General features: G+C 40.8%; 18 protein-coding genes. 12 read left to right on the forward strand and 6 right to left on the reverse strand.

Annotated elements, in window-relative coordinates; translation table 11 throughout:
- Positions 1 to 15: 15 nt before the first annotated feature.
- Positions 16 to 1,917 carry a DNA mismatch repair endonuclease MutL gene (gene mutL, locus MHI46_RS08480; RefSeq protein ID WP_260775951.1) on the forward strand — a complete coding sequence of 634 codons (1,902 nt, stop codon included), beginning with the start codon at positions 16 to 18 and terminating at the stop codon, positions 1,915 to 1,917.
- 232 nt (positions 1,918 to 2,149) lie between these two features.
- Here the strand turns inward: mutL and bslA are convergent, their stop codons facing one another.
- Together bslA and MHI46_RS08490 are read right to left on the reverse strand one after the other, a co-directional pair.
- A complete protein-coding gene (gene bslA / locus MHI46_RS08485; RefSeq protein ID WP_342503221.1) occupies positions 2,150 to 2,677 on the reverse strand; it encodes a biofilm surface layer hydrophobin BslA in 528 nt (175 codons plus the stop codon).
- Positions 2,678 to 2,800: 123 nt separating this feature from the next.
- Positions 2,801 to 3,205, reverse strand: a complete 405-nt coding sequence (locus MHI46_RS08490; RefSeq protein ID WP_260775953.1) for a hypothetical protein — start codon at positions 3,203 to 3,205, stop codon at positions 2,801 to 2,803.
- Between the two features lie 68 nt (positions 3,206 to 3,273).
- Between MHI46_RS08490 and MHI46_RS08495 the strand changes: the two genes are divergently transcribed.
- The 4 genes from MHI46_RS08495 (at position 3,274) to MHI46_RS08510 (ending at position 6,620) form a co-directional block, all read left to right on the forward strand.
- Positions 3,274 to 3,531, forward strand: a complete 258-nt coding sequence (locus MHI46_RS08495; RefSeq protein ID WP_058837650.1) for a hypothetical protein — start codon at positions 3,274 to 3,276, stop codon at positions 3,529 to 3,531.
- A gap of 244 nt (positions 3,532 to 3,775) precedes the next feature.
- Entirely contained in the window at positions 3,776 to 4,249 is a 474-nt protein-coding gene (locus MHI46_RS08500; protein WP_039178750.1) for a CarD family transcriptional regulator, read from the forward strand.
- A gap of 309 nt (positions 4,250 to 4,558) precedes the next feature.
- A complete protein-coding gene (locus MHI46_RS08505; protein WP_039178752.1) occupies positions 4,559 to 5,308 on the forward strand; it encodes a poly-gamma-glutamate hydrolase family protein in 750 nt (249 codons plus the stop codon).
- A 163-nt stretch (positions 5,309 to 5,471) separates the two neighbouring features.
- A complete protein-coding gene (locus tag MHI46_RS08510) occupies positions 5,472 to 6,620 on the forward strand; it encodes a Rap family tetratricopeptide repeat protein (RefSeq protein WP_034281920.1) in 1,149 nt (382 codons plus the stop codon).
- 90 nt (positions 6,621 to 6,710) lie between these two features.
- Here MHI46_RS08510 and MHI46_RS08515 read toward each other — a convergent pair whose 3' ends face one another.
- Positions 6,711 to 8,036, reverse strand: a complete 1,326-nt coding sequence (locus MHI46_RS08515) for a S8 family peptidase (RefSeq protein WP_260775954.1) — start codon at positions 8,034 to 8,036, stop codon at positions 6,711 to 6,713.
- 584 nt (positions 8,037 to 8,620) lie between these two features.
- Between MHI46_RS08515 and MHI46_RS08520 the strand changes: the two genes are divergently transcribed.
- Positions 8,621 to 9,355 carry a poly-gamma-glutamate hydrolase family protein gene (locus MHI46_RS08520; protein WP_039178760.1) on the forward strand — a complete coding sequence of 245 codons (735 nt, stop codon included), beginning with the start codon at positions 8,621 to 8,623 and terminating at the stop codon, positions 9,353 to 9,355.
- A gap of 76 nt (positions 9,356 to 9,431) precedes the next feature.
- Complete coding sequence (locus MHI46_RS08525; RefSeq protein WP_059375467.1) at positions 9,432 to 9,881, forward strand: OsmC family protein; 450 nt, start codon at positions 9,432 to 9,434, stop codon at positions 9,879 to 9,881.
- Between the two features lie 46 nt (positions 9,882 to 9,927).
- On the opposite strand, the gene MHI46_RS08530 is transcribed toward MHI46_RS08525, so the two are convergent.
- The 3 genes from MHI46_RS08530 to MHI46_RS08540 form a co-directional block, all read right to left on the reverse strand.
- Positions 9,928 to 10,296 (reverse strand): multidrug efflux SMR transporter, encoded by a 369-nt coding sequence (locus MHI46_RS08530; protein WP_039178767.1) that lies wholly within the window; start codon positions 10,294 to 10,296, stop codon positions 9,928 to 9,930.
- Positions 10,297 to 10,311: 15 nt separating this feature from the next.
- The gene (locus tag MHI46_RS08535) at positions 10,312 to 10,629 is read right to left on the reverse strand and encodes a multidrug efflux SMR transporter (protein ID WP_342503249.1); all 318 of its coding nucleotides are present in this window, start codon (positions 10,627 to 10,629) and stop codon (positions 10,312 to 10,314) included.
- 296 nt (positions 10,630 to 10,925) lie between these two features.
- Positions 10,926 to 11,177, reverse strand: a complete 252-nt coding sequence (locus MHI46_RS08540) for a hypothetical protein (RefSeq protein ID WP_041084775.1) — start codon at positions 11,175 to 11,177, stop codon at positions 10,926 to 10,928.
- A gap of 104 nt (positions 11,178 to 11,281) precedes the next feature.
- On the opposite strand from MHI46_RS08540, the gene MHI46_RS08545 reads away from it, so the two are divergent.
- From MHI46_RS08545 to MHI46_RS08565, 5 genes are all read left to right on the forward strand, one after another.
- Complete coding sequence (locus tag MHI46_RS08545) at positions 11,282 to 11,683, forward strand: YmaF family protein (protein WP_034623557.1); 402 nt, start codon at positions 11,282 to 11,284, stop codon at positions 11,681 to 11,683.
- 70 nt (positions 11,684 to 11,753) lie between these two features.
- Positions 11,754 to 12,710 carry a tRNA (adenosine(37)-N6)-dimethylallyltransferase MiaA gene (gene miaA, locus MHI46_RS08550; protein WP_058837643.1) on the forward strand — a complete coding sequence of 319 codons (957 nt, stop codon included), beginning with the start codon at positions 11,754 to 11,756 and terminating at the stop codon, positions 12,708 to 12,710.
- A gap of 25 nt (positions 12,711 to 12,735) precedes the next feature.
- The gene (gene hfq, locus MHI46_RS08555) at positions 12,736 to 12,957 is read left to right on the forward strand and encodes an RNA chaperone Hfq (protein WP_024424088.1); all 222 of its coding nucleotides are present in this window, start codon (positions 12,736 to 12,738) and stop codon (positions 12,955 to 12,957) included.
- 159 nt (positions 12,958 to 13,116) lie between these two features.
- Entirely contained in the window at positions 13,117 to 13,434 is a 318-nt protein-coding gene (locus MHI46_RS08560; RefSeq protein ID WP_260775955.1) for a YmzC family protein, read from the forward strand.
- A 79-nt stretch (positions 13,435 to 13,513) separates the two neighbouring features.
- Entirely contained in the window at positions 13,514 to 13,726 is a 213-nt protein-coding gene (locus MHI46_RS08565) for a hypothetical protein (RefSeq protein ID WP_003212415.1), read from the forward strand.
- The last annotated feature ends 111 nt before the right edge of the window (positions 13,727 to 13,837 follow it).

The raw sequence follows: 13,837 nt of genomic DNA on the forward strand, positions 1-13,837 counted from the left end.
GTGAGGTGAGCAGAAATGGCAAAGATTATTCAGTTATCCGATGACCTATCCAATAAAATTGCTGCAGGTGAAGTGGTCGAGCGCCCAGCTTCTGTTGTAAAGGAGCTTGTGGAAAATGCGATCGATGCAAAAAGTACAGTGATTGAAATCGATGTAGAAGAAGCAGGTCTTTCTTCTATAAGGATTATTGATAATGGTGTTGGAATCGATGCTGAAGATTGTAAGCTCGCCTTCCAGCGTCATGCAACGAGCAAAATCAAAGACGAAAATGATCTGTTCCGTGTCAGAACCCTTGGATTCAGGGGAGAGGCACTGCCAAGTATTGCATCTGTCTCTCATTTAGAAATGAAAACAAGTACTGGCGAAGGAGCTGGGACACACCTAGCTTTGCAAGGCGGGAAAATCATTTCAGAGAAAAAAACTTCTGGCCGCCGCGGCACTGAGATTGTGGTCACCAATTTATTTTACAATACGCCAGCTCGCCTGAAATATATGAAAACCGTTCATACGGAGCTTGGTAATATATCGGATGTGGTCAACCGAATTGCGCTAGCTCATCCCGAAGTATCGATCCGTTTGCGTCATCAAGGGAAAGTTCTCCTCCAAACGAATGGAAACGGAGATGTGCGTCATGTACTTGCGGCCATTTACGGAACAGCCGTGGCGAAAAAAATGCTGCCGCTCCACGTACAATCACTTGATTTTGAAGTGAAAGGGTATATTTCCTTACCAGAAGTGACGAGGGCATCACGGAATTATATGTCTTCTGTTGTAAACGGCCGATATGTCAAACATTTTCCGCTCGTGAAAGCGATCCATGAAGGATATCACACACTGCTTCCGATTGGTCGTCATCCAATTACATTTATTGAGATGAAGATGGATCCAATTTTAGTAGATGTGAACGTTCATCCTTCGAAGCTTGAAGTGAGACTAAGTAAAGAACAGGAACTTCATGAGCTGATTAAACAAGGAATTAAGGAAGTATTTCATAAGCAGCAGCTCATTCCAAGTGCCTCAGTACCAAAAAAAGCACCAATACCAGCTGTGAAAAATGAGCAACAATCCTTAACCTTTGATGCGAAACAAGGAAACCAAAGCCAACCGGAAACACCGCTAACCTATCAGCCGGAGCCGCACGAGTCGGTCATATACGAGACAAGTTATACCGATGCATATGGGATGCCTAAACAAGAGAAGACAGAAGCATCATCACCAGTATCTTATGAAGAAGTATCATCTGAGCGTATTCATTTAGAGGAATCCGCCGCTTCATTTGAAGATGAAGAGACGGTACTATATGAAGATGTGACAGAGACGATGCCTGAAAACGAACGCGTCCCTGTGATGTATCCAATTGGGCAAATGCACGGCACATATATTTTGGCTCAAAATGAACGAGGACTTTATATCATTGACCAGCATGCAGCTCAAGAGCGAATCAAGTATGAGTATTATCGTGAGAAGGTGGGAGAGATCGAACAGGAAGTGCAAGAAATGCTCGTCCCTTTAACATTTCACTACTCTAAAAACGATATGCTGATCATTGAAGAGCATAAGGATATTCTAGCGAAAGTGGGTGTCTTCTTAGAGCCCTTTGGTTCAGGAAGCTACATCGTTCGTTCGCATCCACAGTGGTTTCCGAAAGGTGAAGAGGCTGAACTGATCGAAGAGATTATAGAGCAAGTGCTTGATGAAAAGCGTGTTGATATCAAGAAACTGAGAGAAGAAGCGGCGATTATGATGAGCTGCAAAGGCTCAATCAAAGCAAATCGTCATTTGCGTCATGATGAAATCAAAGCCTTATTAGATGAACTCCGGACAACGAAGGATCCATTCACCTGTCCGCACGGCCGGCCGATCATTATTCATCACTCCACTTATGAAATGGAGAAAATGTTTAAACGGGTGATGTGATATAAAAAAAGCGCTCTTAACAGAGCGCTCAGCGTGTAGACAAACCCTCGCATTCGTTGTCAGGTCTGCGCTTCGGTGCTCACGAATGTCAAATTCGCTCCGCTCCGATGCTCGTCCTTCCTAGACTGCAAAGGTTTTCTATCACGCTGAAAAAAAGACAAAGGGCTAAAATTAAGATCATTTTAGCCCTTTGTCAACAATCTGAAGCGCTCTTAACAGAGCGCTTTTTTCTTTAGCATCCGCAAGGATCTGGCGGTGTGACCACAACTGGTCGTGTATTAATATCAATCGTATCTTCTGCATAAAATTTGGAACCAATGTTGATTGCTCGATTTTCTGCGCGGAACGTATATGTACCTGCAGCAGGAAGTACTTTATGAGAAAGCTTTAATGTATATTTGGAAATTCCAAGTAAATCCAATCTGAGCGGAATACGAACGGTTTGTCCGTTGTTCAAAATGTAGCTGTCCTTTAATGCTTTACCGTTCAAGATGTCTTTTGTTGTTGCTTGGAAACCCTTTGGCAGTGTGAACTCAACTGCACCAAGACTTAGAACTGAATTTGGGCTGTACGTCAGCTCAATGTCAGAATAAGACCATTCCTGCTTACTAGCTCCTGTAATTTTAGCGTAAAGAGCAGCTGGCTTTACATTGGTTGATGCTTTGCTTTCGGCTCCTTCAGCAGATGCAGAAAGTGGTACTGACAGCGCCATAACCAATGTGAGCATCCCCATCATAAGAATCGTCCATGTTTTTTTCATTTTTTCCTTCCCCCTTGTTGAATATAGGTAAATAATAGATGATTACACCCATTATTTACCTATAATGTTACCATATTACCATATGGTATTAAATGGTATATTATACCCTTATTTTGTCATTCTTTAGTAATAGCGGGGGAATAGCGCATTTGGTTGATTCATTCCGTAAAAATGGCCAGGCATTTGCTGGTTTGTTGGCATCATCATATGCATATCTTGATAACCGTATGGATGGTGCGGCATCATCCCATATCCACCATAATGGCCTAGATGATGGTGACCCTTCATTGGAACATGCTTTGAAAAGTAATCATGCTGATTGGGAAACGTTGAATAGGGTGAATGATGATGTGGATGGTGCGCATTATACATATCTTTTTTGCCGCTATGATAATGGTTTGGCATATTCATATGATCATGCATGTTTGGTGCGATCATATGCTCATGATTGGCTGTATACACATTTTCAAATGTGTGATAGGGATTTTCTTGGTGATAATGATTCATTTGGCTGTTCATATCGTTCATGTATATCTCATCCTTTATGTCAGGTTGCCATATCCTATGAGACAGATTTGCTTCATGAGCCTATCCATATGAAAGAAAAAAACCGGCTTTTCAGCCGGGAAAAGGAAAAGCAGGTAAAGCGTCAAGCCTTAAATTTCGTAGCGATGTCTTCTTCTACGACGCTTTTTACATCTGCTGCAGACACTTTTAGGAAAATAACAGGGATCGTAGCTTCGAGAGGTATCCCAAAAATCGCTCTCAAACCATTTATCTTTTTTATGACAATACTTTTTTTCTTTACATGGATCCTCATGGTGATGATCGTCATGCTTTTTATGACAGTTTGAGTGGGAATGTTTGCACTTGCATTTGCACATTGTCATCCCTCCTAAATGTGACTCAATGCTAGTATATGCAAGAAAGAGTCATGAGGACTGGATGCTCTCACTTCTTTTATAAAAAAGGCTTTTTCTGAAAAAACTCAAATAAAAAGAATTGACTAGTGCTAAATTAACATGATAAAATATAAATTTTTATCCTCTGATGAAATGTGTTATAATGATATTGTGAATACTTTCGGAGGTGGCGGATTTGTTTCAAATAGGTGATAAAATTGTTTATCCAATGCATGGAGCCGGTGTGATTGAAGGAATGGAAGAAAAAGAGATTTTAGGTAAGACGCAGGAATATTTTCTGATTCAAATGCCGAATATGCAGATGATGGTCCCAAAAGGCAGAATCAATCAACTAGGTATACGTCCGGTAGCAGATCAAGCAACGCTGAAAGTTGTGATGAACAATTTTGCAGAAGAAACAAACGACGACACGCTTACTTGGAAGCAAAGATATGATGAAAATCTGAAAAAGCTAAAAACAGGTGCGATCGAAGATGGTGCAGACGTTGTTAAAGATCTGATGAGACGAAATCAGAAGAAAGCATTAAATTCAAGTGAAAAGAAGATGCTTGAAGATGCTAGAGGCATGTTAGTGAGTGAGATTTCACTTGCGCAGGGACTGTCGCAAGATGAAGTGATGACAGCTTTAGAGAATGAATTAAGAATGTAATGATGATATACAGAGACTAGCTGTAAACAGAAGAGGAGACTCCTTTGTTTACAGCTTTTTTGTTTTGAAAAAAAGAGTAATATTGGCATTTTTGTAGGTGGTTTTAACTAATATTGAAATGAGGTCATACGGTTTAGTTTTTATGTGCACAACAAAAATTCAAAGACCTCTGATATACCTAGATGACATTAAAAACAGGTAAGTTTTCCTGATTCATTCAAATGAGCCGGACAACCTTTGAATTTTTTAAGCCATTGATAGTAAAATATTGCGGTAAGATGACACCTAAGAGAAAAAAGGAGCGGTGAAATGAAAAGGTTACTAATATGTGGATTCATCTTTCTTATTCTGTGTACTCTTTTAATGGTGAAATGCACCCATTCTGTTCAAGAAAAAAAAGAGCAAAAGAAGCATTATCAAGAGGTAGAAAAGTATCAAAAAGAGCGAAAACAAGGTGATCAATACGAAAGCTTTAAACAGCTCATACGACATGAAAAAGAAGGGTACGAGATAGAATTTCACGAAAAGGGCGGAAGTGATTTACTCGTATTTTCTCCTCATGGAGGAGAGATTGAACCAGGAACAAGTGAAATTGTAGAAGCCTTTCAAGAAAGCTACTCTACGTATTTGTTCGAAGGTACAAAGCAAGACAATAACCGGGACCTGCATATCACTAGTACTAATTTTGATGAACCCGTTTTGGTTCAAATGATTAAAACGTATCCTTTTTCAATTTCCATCCACGGCTATAAAAGTGATAAAAGACACACGCTCGTTGGAGGCACTAATGAAAAAATGCAAAGAGCGGTTGTGCGAGAACTAAGAGATCGAGGATTTTCCGCAGAAATGGTACAAAAAGGCGAACGGCTTTCTGGTACAGATCCTAAAAATATAAATAATCAAAATGCAAGTGGTGAAAGTGTTCAGCTAGAAATTAGTACAGCGCAAAGAGAAGCTTTTTTTGACAATTTTGATACGAGAAAAGGAAAGAAAAAAGCATTCAGACGTTATATCAATGCGTTAAAAGAAGTACTAAGAGAATTCGACCCGTCTTCGTAAAAAAAGTTTTGATGGGCAAAAGTACTCTATTTAAACTTGGTAAAAAAGATAGGAATATGCGATTTGAGCATAAAATATGTAATAACTTACAATTTGCCTTAAAAACATAAATTATGTAAAATAATAGTTATCAGTTTGATATGATAGAATGGGGCTGAAGTGGATGGCACACAAAATACCATCTTCCGAAGTAGGTGTAAAGATCAATCAATGGTACACGCATATTTGCAAATTTGAAGTTGAACAGGCAAACGGCATGAAGCGCCTTGTTGAAGAAGAAATTCATGATATGGAAGAGGATCAAGATTTACTCCTATATTATTCTCTAATGGATTTTCGCCATCAAATGATGCTTCAGCACTTAGCGCCCGTCCATGCAGGGAGTGAAACGCTTCAAGCAGTGTCCTTTCCTAAAGAAATTGACGATGCAGAAGATGAGATGACAGGCTTACTAGGCTACTATTTTCATTTTTTTCATGGAATGTATGCGTTTATCCAGCGCCGGTATATCGAGGCCATTTCATATTACAAGCATGCGGAACATCAACTGATTTTAGTGACAGATGAGATCGAAAAAGCAGAATTCTACTATAAAATCGCAGAAGTATACTATCATATGAAACAAACTTATTTCTCCATGCACTATGCTAAAAAGGCGAGAGACATCTATAAGAAACATCAGCTTTATGGAAAAAGAAGCATTCAATGTGATTTTGTCATGGCAGGTAATTGGATTGATGTCAATCAGTATCAAAAAGCGCTTCCTTATTTAGAAAAAGCGTTAAAAGTCTGTGAAGCGATGGAACAAAAAGAATGTACATCTTACTTTAAAGCAATGGCTCTTAATAACTTAGGCACTTGTCATTATAGTATGGGAACGTACCATACGGCGACTGTCTTTTTTGAACAAGCCATTTCACTTTATCAGAAAGATCAAGCATCCACGATGATCAAATCGTTGTTTTCACTTGCCCTTACTTGTTTTAAACTCGGAGATATTCAGCGGGCAGGCGAGGCCATATCTACAGGAATGAAAGAGGCTTGTGTATTGGAAGATGAAATATATCAGTTAAAATTCCAATTTTTACAGGCGCTCTATATAGAGAAAGACGGCTGTGAGCAATTGAGGTCGGCCCTTTTTGGTCTGAGAAATAAAAAAATGTTTGCTGATTTAGAGGAATTAGCACTTGATGCGGCTAATTATTATAAGGAACGCGACATGTACAAGGAATCCTCCACTTTTTTTGAGATTGTGATCGAAGCGCGTACGCACATTCAAAAAGGAGATGAGATGTATGAGAACGAAGCATAACATGTCAGCTGCTCAAGTAGATGAAAGACTTCACACTTAAAAATGAGACAAACAACACCCTTTACGCATAAACGTAAAGGGCTTTTTTCTTTATTCTTTGATTGCTTTTTCTGCGTCAATTGCACCTGCTCCATAAGTCATCGGATCATCCCCAGACCACTTGCTTGTATTTTCTTTTAACAGGGTTTTGACTTCATCTGGCGTTAAATCTGGTGAATGCTCTAATAGTAGAGCGCAAATACCAGCACAAATCGGTGTTGCCATCGATGTGCCAGATAACGTTGTATAATCATCGTCTACTCTGCTTGATTTGTCGAGTTTATCCAGAAAGGATCTTGGTGATCTGAGAGAAACGATGTTTACTCCTGGTGCGAGGATATCAGGCTTTGCTTCCCCGTAAACAGTAGGCCCTCTGCTTGAAAATGGTGCCACGATATCGTCACTTGATTCTGGTGTATTCCTGTCATCATAGGCTCCGACCGTAATGACTTTTTGACTGACAGCAGGGCTTGCAATCGTCTGGCTGTTAGGACCAGAGTTCCCGGCAGCGACGCATACAACAATCCCTTGATCCCAAGCCGCGTTGACAGCACGCACCATTGGATCGTCCTGTTCGTCATCATAACGCTGCGCAGCTCCGCCTAGCGACATACTGATAATATGAATCGGATCATCAGGGTGGTCTTCGTTGAACTGCATACACCATTCAACACCTTCTATAATAGTAGAAAGTGATCCAGCCCCTTGTTTATTTAACACTTTCACACCAATCAGATTTGCTTTTGGGGCAGGTCCTTTGTATAAGCCGTCTGAGGCGGATCCATCTCCCGCGACATCTCCCGCGCAGTGTGTACCGTGGCCATTATCATCATAAGGCTTTGTTTTTTGTTTGACTAAATCCACAAAATCACGAATTCTTCCATCTAAATCTTCATGCGGATAAATTCCCGTGTCAATGACAGCGACCGTAATGCCTTCCCCGGTTAAAGTTGTCCCGTTTCGGATGACTTCTTCAGCATGGCTTGCTTGTGTGGCTACGTCCAGTAGCGCATGGACTTTCCGGTCTAAATAAATTTTACGAATATGCTCACCGTTTGCTAATAGCTCCTCTAAAGCAGCAGGCGTTAAATCAGCAGCGCAGCAGTCGATATGTGAAAAATGTCGTTTTATATTTGTTTTTCTGCTTTTTTTCATTAGCTGTTTTGTGCTTTGAATCCCTGCCTCGGCTGCACCTTCCTTAAATTCAATGATCACACGAAGCTTCTTTTTCTTCTTCAGTCTGCCTTCGAAAAAACGATGAAGAAAGCATGGCGTCCATTTAAAAGGTTTATAAAGGTGAAGAACGGTCTCTCTTAAAGGCTGATCTAGTTTACTAGCATGTGTTCTGACCATTTGCACCATAGAAAATCCAAACATGTGATGCCCTCCATTCCAGCTATCCATTCTCGTACACTCTTACGTTATGTGATTGAGAACTGCTTGGTTCGGATTCTTGTCCCTTCTTTTCTTCATATTGGCGGCTTGCTTATGCCTTCCAAAAAAGAAAAGCGCTTACATTTTGTAAAATAATAGAAAAAGGTGGAAATCATGTAGAATCTGCCGATGATAGGTGGGAGAGTTCTTCTAAGAGAACCAGCGAAATAAAGGATTTTGCAGAAAAAGGAGTGGTGTAGACAGGGTCAATGCTCATATAAATGTGATGCGTGACAGATGGAAAAAATCAAATCCTTATCAAAAAAAGCCGAATTAAAGAAAACAGACTGGATAGGACTAGGTCATATTAAACATAACGTCATTTCTTTGTCATACTATTCTAACTCTGTTTTCAAAGAGGAGAGGCGTTTCTGTGTATATAAATGCAATTATCTTATTTTTGAGGAATCTCATGATCTAGAGTGTTATGATCAAACGTGAAGAGAAAATGTGGAAAAAATGATAAGAAATGATGATTCAATATAAATCATAGAAACGGCTTAGAAATCTGTTAAAGGAGAACGGGAATGAAGAAGTTTTTTGCTTTGCTTCTCCTGCTTGCGATCGGATGGGGCGTTTATTATACCATGCAAGCACAGGAACATGATGAGCCAGTGTCATCAGGTGGGGAAGACGAAAGCGGTTCAAATGATATTTATCGAAATTTTAAAGAACTGGAAGAAAACGAATCAACAAGCAGCTACAACATTACAGCCAACCCAGTGCCCGGCAGCCGCCTTCTTGTGATGTCACCTCATGGCGGGAGGATTGAAGGCGGCGTGAGCGAGATTGTCCATTTTTTTGACAACGATTTTTCGACGTATTTATTTGAAGGTCTAAGAGAGAATGCATCAGAACTTCATATTACAAGTACAAACTTTGATGAGCCAATCGGCGTCGCGCAGGCAAAAGCACATGATTACGTGTTAGCAGTGCATGGATACAAAGGCGAGGAAGGAATTGACCATACTCTCGTCGGCGGAACAGATTACGACCGTGCAGAGAAAATTGTGAGCTCATTAGAGCGGAACGGGTTTTCTGCTGAACTAGCTGTCGCACACGCAACCCTGAGCGGGACAAGCAATCATAATATTAATAATCTTACTAAAACAGGGCAAAGTGTGCAGCTTGAGATTAGCAGAAGTCAGCGTGAAGCTTTATTTGACAGTTTCGACTTTCGGAGGCGGTCTAGTACAAAAAACGAGACGTTCTATCGTTATGTCAGGGCAATTCGCACAGTGCTTGATGAAGAATATACATAAGGGCCGTGCACATGTTAAGACAAGCAGGGGAATTCTTGTTACACTATGAACAGTGATAACAAAAGGAGAGACGGATATGACGCGTCATCATTTTCATCTTCAGGCAAGCTGGCCTGGTCTGCGTAACGATGTGGGTACAATCGCATGTGAACAATTAAAAACAAAGATTTCGATTCCAAAGGAAATGGACGGTCCAGGTATTGGAACCAATCCAGATGAGATGCTCTTAGGTGCAGCGGCTACGTGTTATATCATTACACTTGCAGCCATGATGGAGCGGAGTCAATTAGAGAAAGAGGATCTATCGATGAGCTCTGAAGCTGTCGTAGATGTGACAAATGGTGTGTTTACTTATGAGGAAATCATTCATCGACCTGTCATCATCCTCAAAGAGACCGCTTCCGCACATGATATTGAGCTGGCCCGAAAGCTTGCGCATAAAGCCGAAAGCTCATGTATGATTTCAAGAGCTGTTCAGGGTAATGTGAACATTTCCTTAGAAGAAACCATTCAAGCCGGCCGTTAAAACAAAAAAGTCATTTTCTCTTGAAATATGGAGAAAATGACTTTTTTTATGACGTCCATTCGGTTTGATCGAGTTGTGCTTCGGTTTCGTTCTTTTGCTTCTTGGACTGATTTAAGACAATCACGCCGCAGATGACAAGTGCAAGGCCAATGAAGCCTTTCGTGCTGATTGTTTCGTTAAACAGGACAAGTCCTACAAGAGCAGTGAGAGCTGTTCCAACACCAGACCATGTTGCATAGGCAGATGAGAGCTCAATGGTTTTAAGTGCTAAACTGAGGAAAGTAAAGGCGCATCCAAATCCGATCAGTACCCCGATACTCGGCAGCAGCTGCGAAAAGCCTTGAGAAAGCTTCAGCATTGTACTGCCAAAAACCTCCGTTAAAATGGCTCCTGTTAAGTAGAGCATTCCTTTCATGCTCTCTCACATCCTTTATGACATATTTAATAGTACGACCCCTGAGACAAGCATCGCCATCCCAATGACTGCTTTTTGGTTCAAGGTTTCTTTGAAAAAGAGCACGCCAAAAATAGCCGTGAGGACCGTACCAACCCCAGACCATGTTGCATAAGACATGCTAAGCGGAATAATGTTCAGTGTCAATGACAGCATATAAAAAGCAAGTGAATAGCCAGCCACAATGACAGCGCTTGGCTTCCAGCGTGTAAAACCATTAGATAATTTTAACATCGCGGCGCCAATGGCTTCAGAAAAAATGGCCACTGCCAAAAAAAGATATCCGAGGATCATCATCATCCCTCCTCTAATAGGTGTAAAATCCGATGAAGTAAAAGGGTTTTTATCCCCTCTTTTCAGCGGTTCAAGCTGAAATATTTCTGAAAACCAGCATGCTCTGCCATCTGATGAAGGGTGAGCTAGCTTAATCATTAGGTGGGGAGCTGCATCAAAATGGCTCTTTTGTGGTTTTAGACATAAAAAAAACACCTACTTTACTGAACAGTCGGTAAAGTAAATGTTAACCCATGAAAAAAGAATGTGTCAATCGATTCATTTTATGAACGGATGTTTTCACTTAAACGTCATATTTAATACCAAGGGTATGGTCCGTACGGCGGGTAAGGAGGCGGGTAAGGGTATCCATAACCATATCCTGGCGCAAGCAGAGATCCAGCAAGCAAGCCTCCAGCAAAACCACCTAAAAATGGAGGTCCAAAGAATCCAGGTCTCCCAAATCCAAATCCGGGTCTCCCAAACCCAAAACCAGGACGTCCAAATCCGAAACCAAAAGGTCTTCTCATGTCTTCTTGAATAAACGGAGGTGCGTCAAAATAATTCATAATAAAAGGCTCCTTTCTCATAAAATCACTGTAACTGACATCAGTGTATTCCAGTTGCCTACATATGTTTGGGTGAACGCCTAATATAAGGAGGAATGTTAGAAATGGGCCTGTATCCATCTGATTGGGCAAAGTGTCCGCCGCATGCTCATGCGTATAAAGCACGTACGGATGTAACAGAGGGGCATTATCATTTAATAGAAGGTATTTCTCAGCCTGTGAATGGAAGCAGTACCGACCGGCATACTCATTTTTATCGCGGGATCACCTCCTTTGAAAGAGGGCATTTCCACAGGTATTACGGTATCACAGGTCCTGCAATTCCTAGAGTGGATGGAACACATTATCACGAGATCGAGGAAGTCACCTATTCAGCCTATCTCGATTCTGTACCCATCCCATACGGAGGTGTCGTCTATAGTCCAGATGAGAAGCGGCCAACACATAAGCATCGTTTAAAAGGAAAAACATATGAAGTGGTTGGAAATGAACCGCTTGGCTGGTGATGGCCAGGATATAGGAGAGTAAGAAAAGTTATGCTATACTGTAGGCAGTTTTGTAAAAGAGAGTGATGTTATGAATAAAGCGAAGCAGCCAGTAATCGTATTAGTAGGGCCGACGGCTGTCGGCAAAACCAAATTGAGCATTGATATAGCCAAAGCATTTAATGGAGAGATTATCAGCGGGGATTCTATGCAGATTTATAAAGGAATGGACATTGGAACAGCTAAAATCACCCCCGAAGAAATGAATGGCATCCCGCACCATTTAATTGATATTAAACAGCCGGACGAATCCTTTTCGACAGCTGAATTTCAGCAGCTGGTTCGTTCGAAGATCAAAGAGATTGCCGCTAGAGGGAAAACGCCAATGATTGTCGGCGGAACAGGCCTCTATATCCAATCTGTTTTATATGATTACACATTTACGGATGAGAAAAGTGACCCTGTTTTTAGAGAAGAAATGGCGCTGTTTGAACAGCAGCACGGCGCGATTTTGCTGCACGAAAAGCTAAAGGCAGTAGATCCTGATGCGGCAAATGCTATTCATCCGAATAACGTCCGCCGCGTGATCCGGGCGCTGGAAGTGATCCATACAACAGGTCAGAAAATGTCGGAAATGCAAAACGGGCATCAAGAAGTTCCTCTTTATGATACAGCCTTCATTGGGCTGAAAATGGATCGAGAGCTTTTGTACGAGCGCATTCATCAAAGAATTGATATGATGATAGATGAGGGCTTAATTGAAGAAGTGAGAGCACTTTATCAATCAGGCTTGAAGGATTGTCAGTCTGTTCAAGCCATTGGTTATAAAGAGCTGTATGCCTATTTTCAAGGTGACTGCTCACTTGATGAAGCCATCCAGCAATTAAAGCAAAATTCCCGTAGATATGCGAAGCGTCAGTTCACGTGGTTCCGTAATAAAATGGCGGTCACTTGGTTTGATATGACACCGCCTTGCCACTTTTCAGACAAAAAAGAGGAAATTTTCGCATATATAGCAGGAAAGCTTGGACTTAAAGCGAAACTGTAGTTATCAGAATCAAGGAGGACGAAACATGAAACCGATTAATATTCAGGAGCAGTTTTTGAATCAGATCCGCAAAGACAATACATTTGTCACAGTATTCTTACTGAATGGCTTTCAGCTTCGCGGTCAAGTGAAGGGATTTGACAATTTCACGGTGCTGCTTGAAACAGAAGGAAAGCAGCAGCTTATTTATAAACACGCCATTTCTACATTTGCACCTCAAAAGAATGTAAATCTGGAATTAGAATAGGATAGGTTGTATTGAATAGCCCCATGCCTCTGCGAATAAACCGGCCGAACCCGCTACGTTTTTTGTCAGTGCAGAGGGGCTATTTTGTATGCAATGAAACTTTTCTGCCAATTTTCCGTATAATTCCTTATTGGATATTAGAAGGGTGAGGGGATTCATATGGAAAATGCACAGCTTGAATTAAGAAGGATTAGAGTGATCCTCCTTTTGATTGGAATTGTAGTCTTGTTTGGATCGTGCGCTATCTCAAACATTGAAACGAGACAAGAAAGTTGGAATAACCATTCTCATGAAAATGCAGATGGAGTTTTACCATCATCTGCTGCACTAAAAAATAATCACTTTGCTGTTGTGAAAGATGATCAAGTACATGTGTACCGGTTTGATGAAAAAGAGGGAGAACTGACTCTCGTTACAACGAAATACATAGATGAATGGGATGACGAAGAATATGATGATGACCTTGATGAAGAGTAAGCACGTAAATTTACAAATGAATGTGAAGCCGCTACACTATAATCATGCATCAGACATCTAGACAGAAAAGGATGAGTTCATGACACATAAAATTAAAATTAATCATTGGGAACAAACTTGTGAAGACGATTCCTGTTTCGAATATGGAACAAGTGTTTCTGTAAATGGGAAAGAATTAGTGAGAGAAGCTTCAATCGTCTCTGCGCTTGAAGCGGTGCTAAAAGAATTAGGTGTTGAAGTGGAAATTACAGAAGTGTCAGAAGATTTACAGTGCGATGCCTACAAAAAATAAAACAAAAAGTCTAGTCTACTAAGCGATTTTTTTTCGTGTTATGATAGATTTCGGTTTCAGTTGAATAGGGAGTAGAGCAGTCTATTTTTAGATCCTGTTCTGCTCTATTTA

Origin of the sequence: Bacillus sp. FSL K6-1000 (genome assembly GCF_038630785.1) — a bacterium.
GTDB lineage: Bacteria > Bacillota > Bacilli > Bacillales > Bacillaceae > Bacillus > Bacillus safensis.